Source organism: Micromonospora sp. NPDC048842 (assembly GCF_040649935.1).
Lineage (GTDB): Bacteria > Actinomycetota > Actinomycetes > Mycobacteriales > Micromonosporaceae > Micromonospora > Micromonospora hortensis.
In genome coordinates, this window is the sequence record NZ_JBEZGK010000010.1 from 162,973 (window position 1) to 185,432 (window position 22,460).

At 70.0% G+C, this 22,460-nt stretch carries 17 protein-coding genes; 5 read left to right on the plus strand and 12 right to left on the minus strand.

From position 1 onward, the window contains the following. Positions 1 to 24: 24 nt before the first annotated feature. The 3 genes from AB0C19_RS16845 to AB0C19_RS16855 form a co-directional block, all read right to left on the minus strand. Positions 25 to 507, minus strand: a complete 483-nt coding sequence (locus AB0C19_RS16845) for a helix-turn-helix transcriptional regulator (protein WP_357185707.1) — start codon at positions 505 to 507, stop codon at positions 25 to 27. A 261-nt stretch (positions 508 to 768) separates the two neighbouring features. Then, positions 769 to 2,061 carry a cytochrome P450 gene (locus AB0C19_RS16850; protein ID WP_357185710.1) on the minus strand — a complete coding sequence of 431 codons (1,293 nt, stop codon included), beginning with the start codon at positions 2,059 to 2,061 and terminating at the stop codon, positions 769 to 771. A 479-nt stretch (positions 2,062 to 2,540) separates the two neighbouring features. Then, positions 2,541 to 4,895: an AbfB domain-containing protein gene (locus AB0C19_RS16855; RefSeq protein WP_357185713.1), complete on the minus strand. Its 2,355-nt coding sequence runs from the start codon at positions 4,893 to 4,895 to the stop codon at positions 2,541 to 2,543. 255 nt (positions 4,896 to 5,150) lie between these two features. Between AB0C19_RS16855 and AB0C19_RS16860 the strand changes: the two genes are divergently transcribed. The 3 genes from AB0C19_RS16860 (at position 5,151) to pdxY (ending at position 8,147) form a co-directional block, all read left to right on the plus strand. After that, positions 5,151 to 6,167: a LacI family DNA-binding transcriptional regulator gene (locus tag AB0C19_RS16860; protein WP_357185716.1), complete on the plus strand. Its 1,017-nt coding sequence runs from the start codon at positions 5,151 to 5,153 to the stop codon at positions 6,165 to 6,167. A gap of 156 nt (positions 6,168 to 6,323) precedes the next feature. Further along, positions 6,324 to 7,118 carry a serine protease gene (locus AB0C19_RS16865; RefSeq protein WP_238678438.1) on the plus strand — a complete coding sequence of 265 codons (795 nt, stop codon included), beginning with the start codon at positions 6,324 to 6,326 and terminating at the stop codon, positions 7,116 to 7,118. Between the two features lie 177 nt (positions 7,119 to 7,295). Then, positions 7,296 to 8,147, plus strand: a complete 852-nt coding sequence (pdxY, locus tag AB0C19_RS16870; RefSeq protein WP_357185719.1) for a pyridoxal kinase PdxY — start codon at positions 7,296 to 7,298, stop codon at positions 8,145 to 8,147. A 57-nt stretch (positions 8,148 to 8,204) separates the two neighbouring features. Here pdxY and AB0C19_RS16875 read toward each other — a convergent pair whose 3' ends face one another. The 6 genes from AB0C19_RS16875 to AB0C19_RS16900 all read right to left on the minus strand — a co-directional run bounded on the left by AB0C19_RS16875 (position 8,205) and on the right by AB0C19_RS16900 (position 16,914). Then, positions 8,205 to 8,537, minus strand: a complete 333-nt coding sequence (locus AB0C19_RS16875) for a putative quinol monooxygenase (protein WP_357185722.1) — start codon at positions 8,535 to 8,537, stop codon at positions 8,205 to 8,207. 9 nt (positions 8,538 to 8,546) lie between these two features. Further along, the gene (locus tag AB0C19_RS16880; protein ID WP_357185725.1) at positions 8,547 to 11,795 is read right to left on the minus strand and encodes an ATP-binding protein; all 3,249 of its coding nucleotides are present in this window, start codon (positions 11,793 to 11,795) and stop codon (positions 8,547 to 8,549) included. Beyond that, positions 11,792 to 12,529, minus strand: a complete 738-nt coding sequence (locus AB0C19_RS16885; protein WP_357185728.1) for a hypothetical protein — start codon at positions 12,527 to 12,529, stop codon at positions 11,792 to 11,794. The genes AB0C19_RS16880 and AB0C19_RS16885 overlap by 4 nt, the downstream gene beginning before the upstream one ends. Further along, the gene (locus tag AB0C19_RS16890) at positions 12,526 to 13,629 is read right to left on the minus strand and encodes a DUF559 domain-containing protein (protein ID WP_357185731.1); all 1,104 of its coding nucleotides are present in this window, start codon (positions 13,627 to 13,629) and stop codon (positions 12,526 to 12,528) included. Before AB0C19_RS16890 ends, AB0C19_RS16885 begins: the two co-directional genes overlap by 4 nt. 68 nt (positions 13,630 to 13,697) lie before the next feature. Next, a complete protein-coding gene (locus AB0C19_RS16895) occupies positions 13,698 to 15,116 on the minus strand; it encodes a PQQ-binding-like beta-propeller repeat protein (protein WP_357185734.1) in 1,419 nt (472 codons plus the stop codon). A 178-nt stretch (positions 15,117 to 15,294) separates the two neighbouring features. Continuing rightward, a complete protein-coding gene (locus AB0C19_RS16900; protein ID WP_357185736.1) occupies positions 15,295 to 16,914 on the minus strand; it encodes a hypothetical protein in 1,620 nt (539 codons plus the stop codon). Positions 16,915 to 17,123: 209 nt separating this feature from the next. Here AB0C19_RS16900 and AB0C19_RS16905 point away from each other — a divergent pair, with 209 nt between their 5' ends. Continuing rightward, on the plus strand, positions 17,124 to 18,257 hold the full coding sequence (locus AB0C19_RS16905) for a tyrosine/phenylalanine carboxypeptidase domain-containing protein (protein ID WP_357185738.1): 1,134 nt from the start codon (positions 17,124 to 17,126) through the stop codon (positions 18,255 to 18,257). 15 nt (positions 18,258 to 18,272) lie between these two features. Here AB0C19_RS16905 and AB0C19_RS16910 read toward each other — a convergent pair whose 3' ends face one another. From AB0C19_RS16910 to AB0C19_RS16920, 3 genes are all read right to left on the minus strand, one after another. Further along, complete coding sequence (locus AB0C19_RS16910; RefSeq protein WP_357185741.1) at positions 18,273 to 18,608, minus strand: hypothetical protein; 336 nt, start codon at positions 18,606 to 18,608, stop codon at positions 18,273 to 18,275. A 141-nt stretch (positions 18,609 to 18,749) separates the two neighbouring features. Continuing rightward, the gene (locus AB0C19_RS16915; RefSeq protein WP_357185744.1) at positions 18,750 to 19,688 is read right to left on the minus strand and encodes an acetamidase/formamidase family protein; all 939 of its coding nucleotides are present in this window, start codon (positions 19,686 to 19,688) and stop codon (positions 18,750 to 18,752) included. Positions 19,689 to 19,778: 90 nt separating this feature from the next. Then, a complete protein-coding gene (locus tag AB0C19_RS16920; RefSeq protein WP_357185746.1) occupies positions 19,779 to 20,801 on the minus strand; it encodes a polysaccharide deacetylase family protein in 1,023 nt (340 codons plus the stop codon). A 452-nt stretch (positions 20,802 to 21,253) separates the two neighbouring features. Between AB0C19_RS16920 and AB0C19_RS16925 the strand changes: the two genes are divergently transcribed. Beyond that, positions 21,254 to 22,333, plus strand: a complete 1,080-nt coding sequence (locus AB0C19_RS16925; protein WP_357185749.1) for a glycoside hydrolase family 19 protein — start codon at positions 21,254 to 21,256, stop codon at positions 22,331 to 22,333. Positions 22,334 to 22,460 lie beyond the last annotated feature (127 nt).

The window sequence follows — 22,460 nt, forward strand, 5'->3', positions numbered from 1 at the left end:
CGAGGTCGGGGCGGATTCGTCGGGTCAGCGCTGGTTGTCGAGGGGTTCGGCCGACGGGTGCCGTCGCTCCGGTTCATCCGGTTCGGGTTGGCCGTTGAGCACCTGGCCGATCAGCTCCCGCAACTCGTCGATGGCGTCCACCACGGCGCCCGGGTCGCGCGCGTCACGCCGCCCACGCTGACGCGGCACCTGCCGATCCAGTCGAGGCGGCTCCGGCGCGCGAGGGCCTCGGCGACCGTCGGCCGCCAACTGCTCGGCCGCGACCTGCGGCCACAGTGCGGCCAGCCGGCCGCCGGTGTCGAGCACGTCATCGCAGCGCAGTGCGAACTCGTGGCTGCCGAACCGGCGACCTGACTCGACCGCCGCGACCGTCTCGCGGCTGAACCGCACCAGGTCCGCAAGGGCTCGTTGGGTCAGGCCCTGTTGGACGCGGCAGTCGCGCAACTCCCGTCGGAACCGCTGACTGGCCGCAGAGTGAGCCGAGCTCGACGGGGACGTGTGCTCCATGCGCTCACCTTCGTGGAACGGATATTCAGCAGCGGACGCCAGATCGAGATTGACCGATGAGCCGAACATTCACAGAGGGCAATTCTTAACCCAGGAAGCGATGGGTGTGAAGACGTTCACCGGTATGGATCGTCGGGAAAGGTGGGAAAGGTGCACCCTCGACCCGGTGCCGGCACCGACGTGCCCGGGTGCAACGGTCGACGCCGGCCCACCCCACCCTCGGCTCGTCCGCAGGTCAGCGCCGCTGGCGCCAGTGCCCGCTCAGGCGGCGTGCACTTCGGCTGTCGCGCCATCCCGTGCCGCCGGCACGTCCGCGGCTGCCGGACCGTCGATTATCGCGAGCAGTGTGCGGTGCGCGCGGAACGCGACATTGGGTTTGTACGTGCGATGTTGCTCCGGTGACAATCTCAACCCGGGAATGGCTTCGGTGAGCCGGCTGAGGGCGATTGCGGCTTCAAGTCGCGCCAATCCCGCACCGATGCAGAAATGTGGACCGTGGCCGAACGACAGGTGATTGCCCACATCGGCCCGGTGTGGGTCGAACCGGTCCGGGTCGTGGAACGCCGCCGGGTCCCGGTTCGCCGCTCCGATCAACAGCAGGCAACGCGCCCCGGCGGGGATCGTCACCGCACCCACCGTGACATCCCGGGTGGTCACCCGCAGCCAGCCGTCGATGGCGGGCGAGAACCGGAGCGTCTCGCCCACGAAGGCGGGGACGAGCCCCGGGTCCGCGGTGATCGCCGACCAGCGCTGGGGAGCGGACAGGGCCTGGTCGAGGGCGTGCGCGAGCAACCCGGCCGTGGTCTCGTGACCCGCGACCAGGAGATTGAAGGCGAGGCTCGCCACCTCGGGCACCGTCAGCACGCTGTCGTCGTCGTCCCGGTAGTCCAGGGCACGGCTGATGAAGTCCTCGCCCCGGTGTCCACTGTCCATCCGCTGGCGGACCAGGTCCTCGCAGTAGTGCCAGAACTCCAGCAGGCCCTGGGCCAGGCGTACCTGCTCGGCCGGGTCCGGCTGCCCCCAGATGAGGGCTATCTGCCCGTCCGCCCAACTCCGGATCCGCCCGATGTCGGCGTCGGGCACCCCGAGAATGTCCAGGACCACCAGCAGGGGAAGTTCGGTCGCGAACTCCGGGATCAGGTCGACCTGATCGCCCTGTCGGGCGGCGAGACGGGACACCAACTGGTCGACCCGGCGTCGGATGATCGCCCCGTACTCGGCCTCGACCCGCTCGGCGGTGTTCGCGAAGGTCGCCCGTAGGGCCCGCCGGGTACGTGGGTGCGCCGGTGGGTCCGCGGCCGCCGTCGTGGGTGGCGCGTCGATCTGCATGATGACGTTCAGCGCCGGTGGACACACCTCGTAGACCGGGGCGAGGGTGAGGGCGTTGGCGAATGTCGTGGCGTCAGCGAGGGCCCGCCGGACGTCCGCGTGCCTGCTGATCAACCACAGGCCCAGATCCTCGGCGTAGTGCACCCCGTCGGGATCATCGAGAATGCGCCGCCACATGCTTGCCGGATCGGTGAGATAAACACCGCTGAACGGATTCAACCGCATGGAAAGCCTCCTGATGCACGCGGCGCGAAACCGGCAGCGCCCCCATTTGGCGATCCACTCCAGCCGGGCCGATAATGGCGTGCATCTGCCTCTGGCTCTTTACGGTGCGCTGGCCGGCCGTACAAGTCAAGATTGGTTCTTGTCTATTTATTGGCCGGCATGATTGCGTGTTGCAACAGCGGAGCGAATCTGGCCATGTGCAAGTTGCGGCGAGGTCCTTGCCCTGAAGCCGGCCCTGCCGAACCGTGCAATCGACTCGCCGCTTTCGCTCATGACCGGGGAAACGACCTCCGGGACGACGAGTGACGCCGGAGTCCGGTCACCGACCGCGACGGAAGGCGTCGGCGCTGACGAGAGGACCGAGCCCCGGGCGGGCGGAGCCGACCCCGCGACACCGTCCACGCGTCGCGGGGGTTCCGGCCCACGCCGGAACCCCCGCGCCTACTTCTTCTCGGAACGGCCCGGTCAGGGCGCAGCGGTCAGGGCGTCCACGGGGCGGCGATGGTCCAGGTGCTGTCGGCGGTCCACGACGTCGGCGTGTTGTACGCATCGCCGCCAGCGCCGTTGCTGAGCCAGACCTCCGCGTTGTAGTGCCGCAGGTACCTACCTCGGAAGTTGTACGACTCCAGCGACACGCCGGTGCCGGTCAGCCCGGTACGGGCGCACCAGGTGGCGTCGGCGCGCAGCAGCGCGGAGCCGTCGTCCGGCGAGTTGCGGACCCGGGAGTTCTGGTGACGCAGGTACTGCCCAGGAAAGTTGACCGACTCGAACGAGTAGCAACCGGCACCGGCCAGACCGGGCCGGATGGTGTACGTGGCGTCGGCCTTGAGCAGGCTGGAACTCGCGGCGTCGACCACCTCCGTGTAGGCCAGGCTGTCCTGGTGGCGTAGGTAACGGTTGGTGAAGCCGGGCGTGGTCACCTGCAACGACCGGCGGGTGTTGGTCGGCAGGGCGACGGGTGTCGAACTGCCGATGGTCTTCGAGGCGTTGATCAGGGCGGTGTTGGCGGCGCGTACCCGCGCCTGGTCCATTTTGATCACATGTCGGTCGTAGGTGACGAAGCCGTTCAGCTCACCCTCCAGGTCGGTGATCTCGGTGTAGATCGAGGCGCTGAGCCCCTTGCCGAGCATCAGGTTCTGGGTGCCCTGCACCAGCCCCACGTACCGGTCGGTGAGGGCGCTCGAACTGGACTGCCACTCGTACGCGAAGAAGCTGCCGCTCGGGCTGTACTCGTGGCCCGGCGTGTGCAGCCCCAGGCCGCCGAACTCACCGAGCACCGCGATCCGGCTGCTCGACGGTACGGGGGAATCCGGGCCGAGGTAGACGTGCCAGTCGTCGATGTCGCCGTTGCCGGGGTTGCCGAGGGACTGGCAGCAGTTGTGGCCGCTGTGCGGGTTGACCAGACGTGTCGGGTCCTGGTTCTTGAGGTTCTGCGCGACCCGCCTGGTGTCGGCGAGGGACCGCTCGCCCCAGCCCTCGTTGTAGGGCGTGTACGCGATCACGGCCGGTGAGCTGCGGTGCTCGTCGACGATCTCGCGTGCCTCGGCCTCGAACTGCGCCTGCTGGGCGTCGGTGGGGTCGACGTTCTGGGCGGTCAGCGACGGGATGTCCTGCCAGACCAGCAGGCCGAGCCGGTCGGCGTGGTAGAACCAGCGTTGCGGCTCGACCTTGATGTGCTTGCGCACCATGTTGAAGCCCAGGTCCTTGTGCTTCTGCAGGTCGAAGGCGAGGGCGGCGTCGGTCGGCGCGGTGTGGAGCCCGTCCGGCCAGTAGCCCTGGTCGAGGGTGCCGACCTGGAACACGAACTGGCCGTTGAGCTTGGGGCGCAACACCCCGTTGACCAGGCCGGTGGTGATCTCCCGCATGCCGAAGTAGTGCGTTGTCCGGTCCACTGTGGCGCCGCCGGCGCCGCGCAGGCTCACGCGGAGGTTGTAGAGGAACGGGTCGTCGGGTGACCAGCGGCGGGCGTTGGGCACCGGCACGCTGAAGTCGGTGAAGCCGCCGGTGGCCGAGCCGACCGCCGTCGCGCCGTTCAACGCCTCGGCGAGCACACTGTGCCCGCTCACGTCGCCCCGGGTGAAGACCCGGACCCGCAGTGTGTTGTTGCTCAGGTTCGGGTAGACGTCGACGCTGCTGATCGAGGCGGCGGGCACCGGCTCCATCCAGACCGTCTGCCAGATGCCGGAGCTGGGGGTGTAGAAGATCCCGCCAGGTGTCTTGGTCTGCTTGCCGATGGCGGGCAGGCTGCCGTTCTGCCGGGTGTCGGTGGGATCCCAGACCTTGACCACGATCTCGTTCGTCCCGGTGGTGAGCTGGGGCGTCACGTCGAAGGTGAAGGCGTCGTAGCCGCCGGTGTGCGCGCCGACCCGCACACCGTTGACCCAGACGGTGCTCTGCCAGTCGACTGCGCCGAAGTGCAGCAGGGTGCGCCGGCCCGACCAGTTCGCCGGGACGGTGACGGTGCGTCGGTAGAACAGGTAGTTGCGGTTGTCGTTGGCGGCCCGCTGGATGCCGGACAGGGCGCTCTCCACCGGGAAGGGCACGTTGACCCGCTCGGGCAGGTTGGTGCCGAACTGCGGGGCGTCGTCGGTCGTCGACTGGCGCAGCTGCCACTCGCCGTTGAGGTTGAGCCAGTCCGGCCGCGTCATCTGGGGCCGCGGGTACTCGGGCAGTGGTGTGCCGACCAGCGCCTGGCTGGTCCAGGGGGTGGTGAGCGGCGGTGTCTTGGCCGGTGCGGCGTACGCCGACGAGGCGGGCGCGGCGAGAACGCCGGCGACCAGGGCGATGGCGAGCAGCAGTGGGAGGGCGGGGCGGATGGGGACGTGACGTGTCATGCCGTCTCCGGGGGACGAGTCGCCGCGGGCGGTGCAGCCAGGCCCGAAGCGCGTGGGTGGTGGGCATCGGGTGGTCATTGACGGGGGACGGGCGTCAGCGACGGATGTCGGTGGGATCTCCACGCGCCAACGGTGGCCGGCATATTGACATCCATCATCACCTGTATAACGTTATAGAGCCGCGCCGACCCTCCCGTCAATGCTTGTTCATCAATGTCCGGTCGGCCCGCCCGTCGAATTCGCGAAAGGTCGGGGATGGGCGTCAACCTGAAGGACATCGCCCAGCGCGCCGGTGTCTCCCTGGCCACGGTCTCGAATGTGGTGAACGGGTACCGGCCGGTGGGGGAGCGGACCCGGCAGCGGGTGCAGCAGGCGATCGACGAACTCGGCTACAGCCCCAACCTCGGCGCCCGGCACCTCCGTCGGGGCCGTACCGGCCTGATCGCCCTGGCCGTCCCGGAACTGACCAACCCGTACTTCGCCGAACTCGCCGAGATCGCCATCTCCGAGGCCGCCGCGCTCGGATACACGCTCGTCATGGAGAACACCGCAGCGGACCGGGAGGCGGAGCTGGCACTCCTCGACGGCTCGCGGCAGCGCATCATCGACGGCCTGATCCTCAGCCCGGTGCGCATCGGCCGGGAGGAGGTGCTGGCTCGGACGGCCGACAGCCCACTCGTGCTGATCGGCGAGGGCGTCTACGACGTGCCACACGACCACATCGCCATCGACAACGTCGCCGCCAGCCACGCGGCGATCCGGCATCTCGTGGCCATCGGCCGCCGCCGGATAGCCTTCATCGGCGCCACCCCGGGCGGTGACCGGCAGTCGGCCCACCTGCGGGTCCGGGGATACCGGGAGGCCCTGGTGGCCGCCGGCCTGCCGTACCGACCACGGTTGGTCGCCGGCACCGACGCGTTCGGTCGGCTCGACGGCATGCGCGCCATGCGTGACCTGCTCGCCCTCGGTGACCCGCCGGACGCGGTGTTCGGCTACAACGACCTGGTCGCCATCGGCGCGCTGCGGGCGCTGGCCGAGGCCGGTCACCGGGTGCCCGAGGACGTCGCTGTGGTCGGGATCGACGACATCGAGGAGGGGCGGTTCACCGCGCCGACCCTCACCACGATCGCCCCGGACAAGAGGGAGATCGGCCGTCTCGCGGTGCGCCGCCTCGTCGCCCGCATCGAGGGCGCGGAGGTCGCGGGCCCGCTGACCGTGCAGACACCGTTCCGACTTCTCCGCCGCGAGAGCACCGGCACACCGGACGCCTGACCACCGGTCGCCGACAAGCCCCGCGCCGCGTGATCCATACCGCCGGTGATACGACCCAGAGAGGATGACCCGCTAGATCCATAAACCTCAATATGATGACCGCTATCTCGACTGCGGTGCGCTCACGAGGCGTGCCATCCCGATGCGGAGGAATGCATGGTTCGCTGGCGTACCCTCACTGGCCTGTTGGCCACCGCGTTGGCCGCGGTGACCGCGGCCAGCCTCACCCTCACCGCGCCGGCCGCCGCGGCCGACAGCCCCGTGACGCCGAACGTCGTCGGCGGCACCCGCGCCGCTCAGGGCGAGTTCCCGTTCATGGTCCGTCTCTCGATGGGCTGCGGCGGGGCGCTGTACAGCGCCCGGCTGGTGCTCACCGCGGCGCACTGCGTGGGCGCGACCGGCACCAACACCAGCATCACCGCCACGCTCGGAACTGTCGACCTCCAGTCGTCCAGCCGGATCACCGTCCGGTCCAACTACGTCTACCGCGCCCCCGGCTACAACGGCGCCGGCCGCGACTGGGCGCTGATCCGGCTGGCCAGTCCCGTCACCGGGCTGAGCACGCTGCCGATCGCGAGCACCACCGCGTACGACAGCGGCACCTTCACCGTGGCCGGTTGGGGCGCCGCACGCGAGGGCGGCGGCCAGCAGCGGTACCTGCTCAAGGCGACAGTGCCGTTCGTCAGCGACTCCACCTGCAACGCCAACTACGGCGGGGATCTCATCCCCGCCCAGGAGATCTGCGCCGGCTACGCCAGCGGCGGCACCGACACCTGCCAGGGTGACTCGGGCGGCCCGATGTTCCGCCGCGATGCCTCCAACGCCTGGATCCAGGTCGGCATCGTCAGCTGGGGAAACGGCTGCGCCCGGCCCAACTACCCGGGTGTCTACACCCAGGTGAGCTACTTCGCCTCGTCGATCGCCTCGGCCGCGGCGAGCCTCGGCGGCTGACCGTACGACGGGACGGCCAGTCAGCGTGTTGGTCGCCCTGCCACCGCTCGGGCGGCCCGGACGACACGGTCCGGGTCGCCCGTTCGTGCCGTCCCGTCGAGTGAGCGGCGAGTGGGCCACCCGACAGAAACGGCGGGCCGTCAGTGCGCCTCCGGCCGCAGCGGCGATGATGGGCCGGTGAAGATCCTGTCCATCCAGTCGTCGGTCGCCTACGGTCACGTCGGCAACTCGGCGGCGGCCTTTCCGCTGCAACGCCTCGGGCACGAGGTCTGGCCGGTAGTGACCGTGCACTTCTCCAACCACACCGGGTACGGCGCATGGCGGGGACCGATGCTCCCGGCGGCGGACGTGGCGGAGGTGATCGCGGGCATCGAGGATCGCGGGGTCCTTGGCAGCGCCGACGCGGTGCTCTCCGGCTACCAGGGTGACCCGGCCATGGGCGCGGTGATCCTGGACGCCGTAGCGACGGTGAAGGCGACAAACCCGGCCGCTGTGTACTGCTGCGACCCGGTGATGGGCGACGCCGGGCGGGGCATGTTCGTCCGGCCGGGGATTCCGGAATACCTACGGGACACCGTCGTTCCCCGTGCGGACATCATCACGCCGAACCACTTCGAGTTGGACTTCCTCGCCGGTCGCACAACGAATTCGCTGGCGGAGGTGCTCGACGCTGTCGACGTGGTGCGCGCGACAGGGCCACGGCACGTCCTGGTGACCAGCGTGCTCCACGGTGACCTGCCGGCGGACTCGCTGGAGGTGGTGGCGGTCTCCGACGAGGGCGCCTGGGCGGTGACCACGCCGCTGCTGCCGATCAACCCGAACGGTGGGGGCGACGTCACGGCGGCGCTGTACCTCGCCCACCTGTGGACGACTGGCTCACCCGCGACCGCGCTGGAGCGCACCATCGCCTCCGTCTACGCCGTGCTCGAGGCCACTCTCGCGGCGGGCACCCGGGAGATCCAGCTGATCGCGGCGCAGGACGTGATCGCCGACCCGCCGGCCCGATTCACCGCCCGCCAGCTGCGCTGACGGCGGGTCGCGGACCGGCTGCGCTGACGACGGTCGCGTACCGCGGGCCGGTGGCGGTCAGCGCCCCTCGGGCACGGCCATCTCGCCGAGCAGCGACCAGTCCTCCTGCGGCACCGTGGCGTTCACGATCCGCGGCGTCTGGGCCAGGTACGGCGGCAGGGTCTCCTGGGCCGTGCGGAAATGCGTTGACTGGACGTGGGCCCCGCCGGCCTGGTCGTCGCGGAACGCCTCGACCAGCACGTACTCGGTGGGATCGTCGACGCTGCGGGACCAGTCGAACCACAGGCAGCCCGGCTCCGCCCGGGTTGCCTCGGTGAAGTCGGCGGTGATCTGCGGCCACCGGTCGGCGTGCTCGGCCAGGACCCGGAACTTGGCGGTAATGAAGATCATGGCCCCAGGCTACCCAGCCGGTCTGGCGCGGGCGACGACCTCCTCAGGGGTCAGCGGCGCCTTCGGGTGGTGCGTCAGGCACAGCGGGGTACGGACCTTCACGAACGAGAACCCCTCTCCGGCCGCGTAGAACTCACCGCTGTTGAGCAGGCCGATGTCGGGCAGCCGCCCGCCCTTGGCCTCGGCGAGCTGCCGGGCCGCGTCGATCTGCGCCGGCGCGTTGAGCAGCCCGAAGAACTGCGTCGTCGCGTTGCCGGAGATCTGGTTGTGCAGGCCCTTGGGCGCCTGGGTGGCGAAGACCAGCCCGAGGCCGTACTTGCGGGCCTGTGAGGCCAGCGCGATCGAGCTGGCGGTGCAGGCAGTGGTGCCGGTCGACGGCGCGAGCGTCTGCGCCTCGTCCATCACGAACAGCCCGCCCAGCGGTCGGTCACCGGCGGGGTGCCGCTTGATCCAGGCGAAGAGCGCCATCTGCAACTGGTTGACGAAGCTCTGCCGCTCCTGATCGGAGGTGAGGCCGACGAAGCTGATCACCGACACCCGGGCCCGTCGCCCCGCCGACGGCGTCAGCAGCAGCCCCGGGTCGGCCGGTGCGCCGACCCCGCCGAAGAGCGGATCGGTGACCATCGCCGCCTTGAGCGCCTCGGCCAACTCCTCGGCGAGCTTCCCGGCGCGGGCCAGCCGGCTGACGCCCTCGGGCAGATCGCTGAGGAACTCGGTGAAGCCGGGCAGGCCCACCATCCCGCTGCGCGCGTACGCCTGAAGGGCCTCGGTGAGGACGGCCTTGCCCTGCTGGGCGAGCCGGCTGGAGCGGTCCACCCCCGCCCGTGGCGCGAGCGCCTCCACGGCGGAGCGGACGGCCTGGTCGAACTCGTCGGGCCAGTCCCGCAGGGAGGTGAAGTCGGGCAGCGGCTGGAAGCTCAGCGGCCGACCGGCGGTGACCCGGGGCGTCCACACCACCACCTCGGTGTGTGCGAGGTAGTCGGCGGCGCGTTCGGCGTCGCCGGGGCCCCAGCCGTCCGGCGGGTCGGGCCACGGGTCGCCGAGCCGGGCCAGGTCGTTGTTGGGGTCGAGCACGATCGCGGAGACCCCCTCGCGGGCGCACTCCTCGACCAGCCGGCGGATCAGCACGGTCTTGCCCGAGCCGGACCCGGCGAACACGACCGCGTGGCGGCGCAGCGACTCCAGGGGAACGGTGAACGGGTGACCGCCGTCGACGGTCCGCCCCAGCCCGACGGCCCGACCGCCTCCGCCGACCACGGGGTCGGCCTGGTCAGCGGGCACGGGCCCGGCCGCCGCACCGGTCGACACGTCGGCGGGGACGTCGGCGGCCGGCGCGTCCGTCGGGTCGGATTCGGGGCCACCCGACGGTGGCTCGTCGTCGTCGGGCGTCGGCGGCTGGGCACCGCCGCGCGTCCCGTCGGGCCCGGGCAGGACCGTGCGGAACAGCTCGGTGCCGCTGGCCGGACGGCGGGCCACCAGCCACTCCTGTAGGGCCGTGGACGGTTCGGCCGCCATCACCCGCAGCGCCGCGAAGACCCGCAGGTCCGCCTCCGGCACGGCACACCGCAGGCCGCCGGCCGCGTCGAAGCCGGTCAACACCTCGGTCGTACGCTTCCCGGTCGGCCACGGACCGTTGCGCAGCAGGATCAGCCGCCGCTGTGGCAGGTCCCGGTCCAACCCGGCGAGGGTGCAGGCGGCCTTCACCCGGGCGGTGACGGCGATGGCATTGGGGTGCGCGACGGCCCGGAAGCACCAGTGCGCCTCGTTCTCGGTGGCCTCGTCGAGCACCTCGATGAGCCGCCCGTGCAGCGCGGGCTTGCGCCCGGGCGGCGGATCGTACTTGTAGGTGGCCCCGGTCGGCGCCTGCTCGGCGATCCAGGCGGCCAGGCCGGCGGCGAGCAGCGGCGGCATGTGCTCGTCCTCGCCCGTCGGGTGGACGGCGGCCGACACGTCCGCGGCCTCGACCAGTTCGGCGAACCGCACGTCCAACTCGTGCAGGCGGCGCTCGTCGGTCGTCGGATCGGCGGCAGCGGCACGGGCGGCGCTGACCGGCGGCGTCGAGTCGGCGCCGTCGATGAGCCGGTCCAGCTCCACCACGTCGTCGCGATCACGGCACCAGGCGATGTGGCGGTCCACCCGGCGGAGCAGGGCGCGTGGCGTCAGGGTGGGCGCGTCGGCGAAGGCGGCGGGGGCGATCGGCCAGGTGGGGTGCGGTGGCCCGAAGAACATCCCCGCGAACGCGGCGGAGAGGCGCTTCGCCACGATCGCCTGCCCGATCTCCGGAGTGGGGATCCGGTCCGGCAGGGCGGCTGTACGGAAGCGGTCAGCGACCGGGGTGGGCGCGGTGCGGGTCAGCAGCACCCAGGTGTCCGGCAGGCACGAGACGACGACCAGCGTGCGGCGGGTGATGTCGCGGAGCTTGAGCAGGCCGTCGGCGATCGGGCCGAGCACCTTGGCCTGGCCGTCCTCCAGACCCTGATGCTGGTTGAGCAATGAGGTGCTGGTCTGGGCGAACAGCGTGTCGAGCTGGTCCACGGCGATGACGGTGGGATCCAGGGTCAGGGCCATCAGCCGGGAGATGTCCTGCACGACCTGCTGGGGGGTGCGGATCGCGGTGCTCAAACCCCACGCCGCCCGCGCGGCCGGGTCGCCCGGTTCGGAGATCAGGTGGGCGTAACCGACGTCCTGTGCCTCGAAATCGATGGCGCCGTGCAGGACGAGCGCCCGAGCGGTGTCCTGGGCGTCCCGCCCGACCTCCCGATCGCGCTCGCGCAGCGCCCAGATGAAGGTGTCGAGCTGCGCACGGGTCACCGGTCGGGCGCCGGCGACCGCGTCGCGGACCTCCACCGGCAGGCCGAGCTGGGGGGTGAGTCGACGCAGGAAGGTCTTCAACTGAGTGCCCCAGCCGACGTGGGGGCGGCCCATCCCCTCCACCAGGGCCAGGGCCACGCTCTCCCAGAACGTCTTGCCACTGACCATGTCGACAAGGAAGAAGTAGCCGCCGTCGCCCTGGATCCGTTCGCGGACCGCCCCGAGCAGGTGCGTCTTGCCGGCGCCCGCGCGGCCCTGCATGGCCACGCCGAGCGGCATGCTCGTGTCGTCGGTACGGGCCCGTGCCACCCCGCGCAGGATCTCCGCGGCCACCTTCTCGTGCAGCTCCGGCACGTTGTGCGGGCTGGGTCGCCAGACGTCGTCCGGGGTGACCGCCGGGTTGAGGCTGACCGCTTCCAGCGCGGCCCGCTGGTCGTCCGAGATCATGCCGGGCCGATCGCCAGGGCGTGGTTGTCCTCGTTCCCGATGCGCACGGCAGCGGCCCGGTCCCGTGTGGTCAGTGACTTGGTGTTCGCCACCGGGATGATGCGGACGTCCTCCCGGCCGACCATCGCCCGCAACGCCGCGTCGAGGGCGGCCCGGTCGGTGTCGGCGAGCCGGTCGCGGACGTCGGCGAGGCCGACCCAGGCGCCCGGCGCGGTGGCCAGATCCCGGTACGCCGAGCGAACCAGTGCCTCCACGTCCGCCGCGGACACCGATGCCGCCGATGCCGCCGATGCCGGCGGCGCCGTCGTCGCTGTCACAGTGGGTGCCGGTGCTTCGTGTCGCGGCTCGCCGGTCGCCGGGGCGGCCGTTGCCTCGGTCTGCTTGAAGAAATCGCCGTGGCTGACCCGGAGCCGGTCCAGCGAACGGTGCAGGTTGGACAGGACGACGAACAGGGACCGGGTCGTCGAGCCACCCTGCTTCGGCGGCGCGGCGGTGTGCAGCTGACGCGCCACCCGCCAACCCTCCTCGGTCAGCTCGTGGGCGAAGGGCCGGTGCGTCCGATCGGTGTCCACCAGGCCCAGGTCGACGAGCTTCGTGTTGTCCTTGCCGGTCAGCGTGAAACCGGCGAGCTCTTTCAGCTCGACGTTGGTGAGTCGGCGTGCCTCGACCATCAGCACCACGAGGGCGTTGATCTGGTTCGGCGTCAGGCGCGGGACGTCCGCCGGGCTCGTCATGATGTCTCATCTCCGTGGGGGTGCGTGCCGCCCGCGCGTCGCCGGGCCAGCAGCCGACGGATCCCGTCGACCACCGCCGGCGCGTCGGTGAGCACCTGCTCGTTGGTGAAGCGGAGCACGTCCAGCCCGAGGAGTTGCAGCTGTACGTCTCTCCGCCGATCGTTGGCGAAAGCGATTCGCCCACGATGCTCCGGGCCGTCCACCTCGACCGCAAGACCCTCCGTGGGCCAAAACAAATCCAGACGGTACGCCGCGGCCAGGACGTGCCACTCGTAGGTCTGGTTCCACCGCCGGCCCCGCGCCCAGTCGTGCGGCGCGAGCGCGCGTTCCAACGCCTGTTCGGCGGCGCTGTCACAGCGGGGCACGCCCGCGATCGGCGGCCAGGCCAGCACCGTCGGCTCCGGCTCGGCGGCGAGGGCCGGAATCCGTTCGGTCATGCTGGCCAGCTCGGCGAATCGACCCGGCACCGGCAGTGACACCGAGCGCACCCGGTCGGCGTGGCGCAGCGGGCCGCCGGCCAACCACACGGTGAAGCCGCCGTACCGCACGAGCCACTCGGCGGCGGCCACCAGCGTCCGCTCGGCTTCGGCGTCCAGGTCGGGCAGGGCCACGACGAGTACGCAGTTCTCCCGGTCGTAGGCGTCGGCGATCACCCGGGCGAGCCCGGCGGCGCGTACTCCAGGAGCGAAGCGGGACCGGCCGCCGGGGCGGTGCGGGTCGCGCAGCCCTCGCTCGGCGAGGTCGGCCAGGAACGGACCGAAGTGCCGGGAGCGGGCGGCGGTACGGGCCGCGAGTGCCCGCACCGCCGCCACGCCGAGCGTGCCCTGGCTGTCGAACTGGTCGGCCCCCGTCAGCCAGCGGGGGAACATCGCGAGGGCAGCGGTGTCCAGTTGGTCGAGCACTGTGTCCACGAGGTCACCGAGAGGACGCGTCACGGTGGGCCGGTAGTGCACGATCGCTGGTGCTGCCGGTGGCAGCGGGTCGAGTGCCACCCGTAGCAGCTCCGGGTCGATGCCCGGCAGGTGACTGACTCGCAGTGCCGGCGGGGCAGCCCACCAGGCCCTGCTGGCGTCGCCGTTGGCCCGGACGGGGTGCGCCATGGCGGCACCCTACGACACGGACGGGCGCGACCGGGGACCCCTTGGTAGGGGGGCGGAGCGCTCGCCGCTCAGCGCAGCCGGCGGATGTCGCCGTACGCGCGGTAGTAACCGCCGCGGCTGGACTCGCGCACCTCGGTCACCAGGTAGCGGGCGCCCGGCTCGCGGATCCCCTTGGGGAACTGCACCGACCAGTCGCGCCGGTAACCGCCGGAGAGCACCTGAACCCGCAGCCGCCCCCGATCGTCCAGGCACTGCACGACCACGCCCGCGCCCGAGTCGCTGGTCACCTCGACGATCGTCGGCTGCACCGGCTGGGGTGCCTGGCGGGGGGCCTTGATGTCGCGTACCTGAGGGACGTTCCCGGCCTGCGCCGCGCGGATCGCCGGCTCGCTCGCGTCGATGCAGGCCAGGTGGCCGCCGGTGGTGACGACGTAGAGCCGGTCGTCGTGGTACTGCATCGAGTACGCCGAGCCGCAGCCGGTGCCGAGCTTCCACAGCCGGGTGCCCGCCGCGTCGAAGCAGTAGATCGAGGACTGGCTGTCACCGGCGAAGACGTACTCGCCGCCCTCGGCGGTGGCACAGGAGAAGACCGGGGCGTCGCACAGGTAGGTGCGTTCGTGGCGACCCTCCTTGGACAGCCGGACCACCTCGCGGTTGCTGGTGCCGGCGAACACACTGCCGTGCTCCTGCCAGCCGAAGAGCACTGAACCGGTAGTGGTGTGCCACAGTTCGCTGCCGGTCCGCCACTCGTAGCCGGTCACCCCCCGCGAGTGGCCGTGGTAGATGGCGTCGTCGTCGCACCGCACCATCCAGGCCGAACGCCCCCGCCCGGGGCGACGCCACAGGAACTCGTCCTCGTGGTCGACGGCGGTGATCCCGCCGTCGGCGTCGGAGACACCGAGGACGCCGTCGTGGATGTCCAGCCAGTAGATGTCGATCTCCGGGGCGATCGCGTACGCCACGCGGGGCACCTTGCCGGACAGGTCGTAGACGTTGCCGTCGTCGCAGCCGGCGTAGATCCAGGCGTCGTCGGCGACTATGCACTTCACCCCGTCGGGCAGGCGGACCTGGCTGCGCACCTGAGCGTCGTGGTCGAGCGTGGTGATGACCCCGTGCTCGTTGCCGACCATGCAGTGCTGCCCGTCGACGAAGATGCCGAAGGCGGGGGCGCCGGAGTCGTAGCGCCAGAGCACCGGGGCGGTGTGGGCGGTGGAGCGGGTGCTCACGATCTGCCGCCGCGACACGGTGCGCTTCTGGCGGACGCCGGGGACCGCCGGCGCGTAGCCCTTGCGGACCTTCTCCCCGATCTTCTTCGCCGCGGCGGCGCGGGCCCGGACGTTGTCCGGATAGGCGCTGGCCTTCACCTGCCCCTGGTCGCCGATCCGGCCGTAGCGCACCGTCAGCGTGGCGTTGTCGACGATGACCTCGTAGAACTTGTGCGCACCGTCCACTTCGGACAGTTCGAGGTAGGTCGTCTCCTGGGACATGGGGGGCCTCCGAGGGTCAGCGAGCGGCGCGATCCGGCCGGCGCGGCGACAGTGACCACACGCTATCGGTGCCCCCCGACAGAATCGGCTGCCGCTGACGGCTGGACCCGGTGTGACGCGTCGGTCCGGTCCGCGACCCCTGCCGTGCCCGTCAACGGCGGGCCCAGCCCGCCCCGGGTCAGCCCTGGCGTAGGACGCGCGCGATGGCGGTCGCGACGGCTGTGGTCAATACCCATCCCGACAGGATCAGGCCCCAGGCCACCCATCGGGCGCCGCTGTCGAAGCGCCAGGTCGAGTCCTGCCCGAGGCTCACCACCGGAATCAGGAGGTCCACCGAGTAGACGAGTGAGTGGAACTGCGGCGGCTTCTCCACGGCGGCGATGGCGCTGTCACCGATCGGCGTGAAGATGGACCACCCCAGAGCCGTCAGCCCGATCAGCCAGATCGAAGCGAGCCATGTGCGATAGCCGTAGCCCACGGTGGCCCACAGGATCCCCGACCATATCCTTGAGATCCCTCTGATCTCCTTCGCGCGGGCGTGTTGCTTCCGGTAACCGACGACGCGTGCCTCGTGCTCCTGGCCGGCTTGCCGGTACGCCGCGATCAGTTGTTCGTACGGCTGCGGGCGGTAACTGGTGTCGCCCCTGGTGAGCCACCTGATCCTCTCGTGGACGGTGACCGGTTGGGGCGAGCTCAACCGGTCGTACGCGAAGCCGTCGAGCACGATGACCGCGGGCCAGGTGCTCGGGTTGTCCGTCACCACCCGGGCAGACACGTTCGTCATGTCGAGCGTCGCCGGGGGTTGTGCGAAGTCGAGGTCGACCATCCCGGCAGACGTCCCGGACAGGTCGACAAGGCTCGGGTCTGCCGCTGAGTCAGCCGCACCGGGAGCGAACGTCGCCGTGTCGAACGAGACCGTCCCCTCGACGCTGGCGTAACACAGACCGATCGCCCCGTCCGAACGAAACGCCTGGTCACACCTGATGTCCCTGGTCACCTTGAGCCCGTACGCCTGCAGGCTGGTGGGGCGGCCCTTCAGCCGCTTGCGCGTCGACCCCCGATGCGGTCGGGTCAGTGCGACGCCACTCAACAGGATGGACCCACCGACCTTTGCGTTGTCGAGAATGATCCGTCCCTCGACGGTGGCGGCCTGTCGTGTGGCGTCCGCGTCAAACCAGAGCCCCTCATCAATTTCCGTACGCTCGGCCTGCAGACACACATTGTCTGGATTGTGCAGCTCCGCACCGCGAAAGATGGCGGCCCCGCCGATCTGGGCGCCGATCATGCGAATCTGACCGGTGACGACCGTCTTGGCGAAGGACACGTTACTTCCGACGGCCATCTGGCTCGCGCGGACCGCGTGTGAGGAGCTACGGAGATCGCACTCTCGGAAGTGGAGCACGCCGTCGATCTGGGCGTAGCGCAGATCGATGGTCTCGGTGCTGATGACCCGAAGCATGCTGACCGAGCCTCGGACCCTCATGCCGGTGGCGTCGAGCCCGGGGATCGTCGATTCAGTGAGGGACAGGCTCAGCAGGTTGGCATCGCAGAGCCGGGGAGCCTGGTCGAAATCGCACCCGTCGAAAGTCAGTGGATAGCCGATGTCGAGGCCGGTCAGGACCAACTCACCGACGATGGACGCTCCGATGAGGTGGATCGTACGGATCTCGCCGGCCAATCCCTTGACCTGACCGGTGACGAGCCGCTCCAGAAAATCCGCGCGGACCCTTTTATCGGCGATCGACCTCGCGTCGGCGGGCGTTCGGCTCGTGCAGACGGCCAGTATCAGCCGCTCCATTGGAAAAACGTCGGCGTCCGGTCCGTCACTTGTGGAACGTGGCTGTGGCACATCCATTCCCAGCATTCTTGTGACGGCGACATGAGACGGCAATGACCCATCAATGTCTCAACCGTGGCTGATCGTCCGGTTGCTGTCGCCGAACGTCCGTCCGGCTCGACTCTGTGAGAGCATCTCATGCAGCCGTCATGCCGCGAAGGGATCAGACAATGGGCGTCGACCTGGATGCTGTCAACCACGCCACCCGGGTGGTGCTCGACGCCGTTCACCCTGTTCGCTACGCCCACTACATCACGCCCACCAACCTGACGCGGGTGCGCATGGAGTTTCTGGACGCGCACAACGCCGGCCGTGCCATGGACCCACGATTCGAATACCCGCCGATTCCCGGCGAGCTCGCGGCCGCGCTCGACGCGGCGCGGGCCGCGTCGACGGGGGCGGGGCCGTGGCGAGAGGCCCTTGACCGAGAGCTGGCATACGCGCGGGCAGGGCTCGCGGCACTGCATTCTCGTGACCCGGAGGCGATGACGAGCTACTCGCGGAGCCAGTTCGGCGAGGTTGCCACCGCTGCGGTGGCGGGCGCGCACCGGCGCCTGGGAGAGCAGGCGCCGACCGCTGACACCGAGGCGACGTGGAGCTCCGATCGGGTGGCAGCCGCCATGGGTCGGGTCCTGGCCGAGCTGGGCCTGGACGAGTGGACCATCGATCACAGTGACCGCATGGCAGCGCGGATGAGTGTGGTCGGCCGGCGGCGTCAGGTGCGAGTCAAGCGTGGCGTCACTTTCACCGGCGCGACGGTACGGCGACTGATCGTGCACGAGGTCGGTACCCACGTGCTGCGCACGGCCAACGGGATGCGGCAGCCACTGCATCTGCTGGCGCACGGAATCCCCGGCTACCTGGGGACCGAGGAGGGTCTCGCGGTCTGGCACGAGCAGCAGGCGGGGATGATCGATCCCGATGTCATGCGACGGTACGCGCTACGGGTAATTGCCTGCGATACGGCGCTGCGGGCAGGCTTTCGAGCCGTTTTCGACGCTGTCCTTCCGCATACCACTGCCGACGAGGCCTTCGACCTCGCGCTCCGTGTGAAGCGGGGCCTGCTCGACACGTCCGCGCCTGGCGGCTACATCAAGGACCACATCTACCTTGGCGGCTTCATCGAGGTCACGAACCATCTGGACCGCCATCCAGGTGATCACGACCTGTTGATGGCCTGCAAGTGGCCACTGTCGGAGGTGCCACTGTTGCGGACACTTTTCGACGAGAGGTCCTCGATGCCGCCGCACCATCGAGTCGATGAGGTGGTCGACCTGACCCGGACGGTTGTCGCCGAGGGTTGAGGTGTTGGGCGGCCGTTACTCTGTTTTGAGGACCTCCCACTTGTGGTAGAAGGCGGAAATCATCTCGGACAGCTCCCGAGCGCTCTGCGTCTCGGGACTTTCCGGCCCCCGGAGGAATTTCAGCGACACAGAATAGATGTTCCACTGCATCAGTGGCTCGACGAGCGCCGTGTAGAGATTGCCAGTAGCTCCGATGAGGACGAAGAAGCTGACGACCGCGTTGAGGGTCTCGACGATTTCCGGCCCGGCCGTTGCGGGGTCGATCTGTCCGGCATCCACCTGCTGCTGAAGGAATCCCACCCGCTCCAGCGCGGCCCCGGCATCATCCTTTGACTCGATCGTGACCGGCACTGTGCCTCCTGTTGGTTGTGGAAAACCGGAGTCAGATTAGAGGCCACAACGTGAGAGCGGTCCACATTGACCGTTAGCCGACACGCTCGCCTTTGGCGGTGGAACTGGCCCGCCCCGGTGGCTTCGGCGTCGCGATTCTGGTCACTGACCTGGCCAGCGCAGCGCGTCGTCGCGGAGCACCGCGTGCGCGCCGACGCTCTGGTTGACGATCTGCGTCACCCGCACGTCGACAGCGATGCTGGCCAGCGCCACCGCGTCCGCGCGGCTGAGGCCGTGCAGCCGCTGCATGAGGGTCAGCATCGAGTCCAGGGCGGTGAACGTGGCGTCGTCGAGGGAGGCGCCGACACCCAGGGTCAGCCATGCGTCGGGGGTACGGGCCACCGGGCCGGTGACCGGAAAGTCGTCGCGTACGTCGAAGGTCAACGTCACCTCGTCCATCGGGCACTCGATCGCGGTGCCGCCGACCTCGCCGTCACCCTGTGCGGCGTGCCCGTCCCCGACGGAGAACAGCGCGCCGTCCACCGGGATCGGCAGCAGGAGGGTGCTGCCGGCGGTGAGGTCCCGGCAGTCCAGATTGCCGCCCCAGGGGCGCGGTGGGATCGTCGAGTGAAGCCCCGGCTCCGCGGGTGGCATGCCGAGCACTCCCATGAAGGGCCGCAGCGCGATCGTGTGGCCGTGCTGGTTGCGGCCGGTCATCGTCACCGGGTCCAGCGCCCAGGCGTGCACCACCTGTTGGTCCTGTACGCCGTAGCGCTGGTTGAACCCACTCGGCCAGCCGCCGGCCACAGTGGTTCCCCAACGGCCCGGGACGACCGCGTCGATGCGTACCGCGAGGGTCTGGTCAGCGCGCGCACCGCGGACCGCGACCGGACCGATCAACGCATGCCCGTGGTCGGGCCGGTGCTGCGCGACCCGGGGCCGGTCCCGGTTCGGCCCGCCGGGGTACGGGCCGGCCGACCACCAGCAGTCCAGGGTGCGATAGGTGACGGTGTCGCCGGGGTCGATGGTGAGTACCGGCGGGAAGTCGGGGGAGAAGTGGCCGTGCAGGCTGTCGTCCCCGGGGGTGAGGGTGTGTCGCATCAGTGCAGGCTAGTGGCCAGGTGCGGCGGGCAGGCAGGTGCGCGGTGGGTGCCGGGCGCACCCACCGCGCACGTCTCAACCTGGGCGATGTCAGCCCGAGGTGCAGGAGCGAATCTGTGGGCGGGCGCTGCTGTTGCCGTTGGTCATCGTGGTGAAGCCGAAGGTGTTGCCGCTGCCGTTGGACCGCATGGTCATGACTGTCCCACTGCTGTCCCAGGTGGCGGTGCCGTTCCAGATGGTGGTGACCCGCTGCGGCGAGGTGATGGCCACGACCACCGTCCACGTGCTGGCGCCGCTGACCGTCACCGACGTGTTGTACCGGTCGCCCCAGACGTTGGGGGTCGTGGCGGTCGCGGTGCAGGTGCCGCCGGCGGGCGGCGGGGTGGTGGTGGGCGGCGGGGTGGTTCCGTCCGGCGCGACGGCGCGCCCCGTCGACGGCGAGATCATTCCGGGACACAGGTTGCGGCTGGTCAGGTTCGCCATGATCTGTCCGATGGCGTCGCGGGTGTTCTGGATCCCGTCGTGCATCAGGATGACCTGACCGGCCTGGAGTCGGCTCGCGTTGGCCACGATCTGGCTGACGCTGGCGCCGTTCCAGTCCTGGGAGTCCACGTCCCAGAGGATCTGGCGCATGCCCAGTGACGACGCGACGGACTGCAACGTGGAGTTGGTCTCGCCGTACGGCGGCCGGAACAGCACCGGTCGGCTGCCGGTGGCCGACTGGATCGCCGAGCTGGTCTGGGAGAGGTCCGACTGCATCTGAGCCTGACTCATCGAGGTCATGTGGGCGTGGTTCCAGCTGTGGTTGGCCACCCACATGCCGGCGGCCACCTGTGCCTGCGCGGCCGACCGGTTGTTCTGGACGTTCTGCCCGACGTTGAACATGGTGGCCCGTACGCCGTTGGCTCGCAGCACGTTCAGCAGCGAGCTGGTGCTGCCGGTCGGACCGTCGTCGAAGGTGAGGCCGACGTAGCCGTTGCAGGCGGCGGCGCTCGACGGGGTGGAGGTGGCCGCGATGACGACGCCGCACATGGCGACGGCGGTGGCCAGGACGGCGAGCGCCGCGCGCAACCGCCTGGACCACAGGGCCGTGCGGGGGAAGAGCCTGCTCATCTGGTGTCCCTTCGCGCAGGCCCGGACGCGCCCGGGGGCGGGCAGCACAGTCCGGACAGGTGTGGATAAGTGGGTAGGTGGAGCGGAAACCGCAACGAAGCCGATCGCATTGACCCCAATGGATCGAAGTATTACAGCGGGAATTCCAACGCGTCAACAAGTTCCGGAACATCCTCGTAACAACTCAGGCGCCTCGCTCGGGGGTTGATCCAGGCGCGCCTCGGTTGGAGTGGGGTTCCGATGCCGCCTCGATCACGTCGATCGATCGGTCTGTTCGCGACGTGATCCGGAAAGTGGCCGGAATTATCGATCGTCGATCGCCGGGTCCACCGTCACGCCCGTCGTGCCCCGCCGCGCTGAATAGTAAAGATTGTGAACAGATGATGTTACAGTCATCTCGGTCGATATCCGCTCTGGTTTCGGCCAGTGAGGTCCCAGAAAGGAGTGATCCCATGACGAGACTGCGCGCGCTGGTCGCGCTGGCGGCACTGATCGTCGCCGGCGGGCTGGTTGCGGTCATCCCGGCCACCGCCGCGTCGGCGGCGGCCTGCTCGGCATCGTGGCAGGCCTCGGCCGTCTACTGGGGAGACGCCCAGGTCTCCCACAACGGCCGCAACTACCGGGCGAAGTGGTGGACCCAGAACGAGGCGCCGCCGGGCACGACCGGTGTCTGGGAGGATCTCGGCGCGTGCGGCGGGGGCACCACGCCGCCCACCGGCGGGACCTGTAGCTACCCGAACTGGACCGCCGGAACCTGGTACGCCACCGGGGCGATCGTGCGGTACACAAACGGTTCCTACTACATCGCCGAGCACGACAATCCGGGTTACGACCCCGTCGTGAGCACCTGGTACTGGGAGCCCTACACCTGTGGCGGTCAGCCACCGACCACCCCGCCGCCCACCAACCCGGGCGGCTTCGTGGTCACCGAGGCCCAGTTCAACCAGATGTTCCCAGGCCGCAACTCCTTCTACACGTACTCCGGGCTCGTCGCCGCCCTCAACGCCTACCCGGCGTTCGCGCGCAGCGGCAGTGCGACAGTCCAGCGTCAGGAGGCCGCGGCCTTCCTGGCGAACGTCTATCACGAGACCGGCGGGCTCGTGCACGTGGTCGAGCAGAACACCGCGAACTACCCGCACTACTGCGACCCCGGTCAGCCGTACGGCTGCCCCGCCGGGCAGGCCGCCTACTACGGTCGGGGGCCGATCCAGCTCAGTTGGAACTTCAACTACAACGCCGCTGGCAACGCCCTCAACCTGCCACTGCTGACCAACCCGTGGCTGGTGCAGACCGACGCCGCGGTGGCCTGGAAGACCGGTATCTGGTACTGGATGACCCAGAATGGGCCGGGCACGATGACCGCCCACAACGCGATGGTCAACGGCGCCGGGTTCGGCCAGACGATCCGCAGCATCAACGGCTCGATCGAGTGCAACGGCGGAAACCCCGCCCAGGTGCAGAGTCGCGTCACCAGGTACCAGCAGTTCGTCGGCATCCTCGGGGTGTCCGCCGGAGCCAACCTCTACTGCTGAACCGTGGCCGGGCCTCGGCGTACGTCGTCGGACGGCGTCGAGGCCCGGCACCTCGACCGCCGGGGCCCGGTGAGGGCGTGCCCGTTTCGGCGTGATCAATCCGTTGACACGGCCGTGCTGCGCCCGG

What these genes read in the sequence shown, in the direction of transcription:
- AB0C19_RS16925 (WP_357185749.1), top strand. Translation starts at nt 21,254, where the DNA reads ATGACGAGACTGCGCGCGCTGGTCGCGCTGGCGGCACTGATCGTCGCC.
- AB0C19_RS16860 (WP_357185716.1), top strand. Translation starts at nt 5,151, where the DNA reads ATGGGCGTCAACCTGAAGGACATCGCCCAGCGCGCCGGTGTCTCCCTG.
- AB0C19_RS16865 (WP_238678438.1), top strand. Translation starts at nt 6,324, where the DNA reads ATGGTTCGCTGGCGTACCCTCACTGGCCTGTTGGCCACCGCGTTGGCC.
- AB0C19_RS16895 (WP_357185734.1), bottom strand. Translation starts at nt 15,116, where the DNA reads ATGTCCCAGGAGACGACCTACCTCGAACTGTCCGAAGTGGACGGTGCG.
- AB0C19_RS16875 (WP_357185722.1), bottom strand. Translation starts at nt 8,537, where the DNA reads ATGATCTTCATTACCGCCAAGTTCCGGGTCCTGGCCGAGCACGCCGAC.
- AB0C19_RS16920 (WP_357185746.1), bottom strand. Translation starts at nt 20,801, where the DNA reads ATGAGCAGGCTCTTCCCCCGCACGGCCCTGTGGTCCAGGCGGTTGCGC.
- AB0C19_RS16845 (WP_357185707.1), bottom strand. Translation starts at nt 507, where the DNA reads ATGGAGCACACGTCCCCGTCGAGCTCGGCTCACTCTGCGGCCAGTCAG.
- AB0C19_RS16900 (WP_357185736.1), bottom strand. Translation starts at nt 16,914, where the DNA reads ATGGAGCGGCTGATACTGGCCGTCTGCACGAGCCGAACGCCCGCCGAC.
- AB0C19_RS16885 (WP_357185728.1), bottom strand. Translation starts at nt 12,529, where the DNA reads ATGACGAGCCCGGCGGACGTCCCGCGCCTGACGCCGAACCAGATCAAC.
- AB0C19_RS16850 (WP_357185710.1), bottom strand. Translation starts at nt 2,061, where the DNA reads ATGCGGTTGAATCCGTTCAGCGGTGTTTATCTCACCGATCCGGCAAGC.
- AB0C19_RS16880 (WP_357185725.1), bottom strand. Translation starts at nt 11,795, where the DNA reads ATGATCTCGGACGACCAGCGGGCCGCGCTGGAAGCGGTCAGCCTCAAC.
- AB0C19_RS16855 (WP_357185713.1), bottom strand. Translation starts at nt 4,895, where the DNA reads ATGACACGTCACGTCCCCATCCGCCCCGCCCTCCCACTGCTGCTCGCC.
- AB0C19_RS16890 (WP_357185731.1), bottom strand. Translation starts at nt 13,629, where the DNA reads ATGGCGCACCCCGTCCGGGCCAACGGCGACGCCAGCAGGGCCTGGTGG.
- AB0C19_RS16915 (WP_357185744.1), bottom strand. Translation starts at nt 19,688, where the DNA reads ATGCGACACACCCTCACCCCCGGGGACGACAGCCTGCACGGCCACTTC.
- AB0C19_RS16905 (WP_357185738.1), top strand. Translation starts at nt 17,124, where the DNA reads ATGGGCGTCGACCTGGATGCTGTCAACCACGCCACCCGGGTGGTGCTC.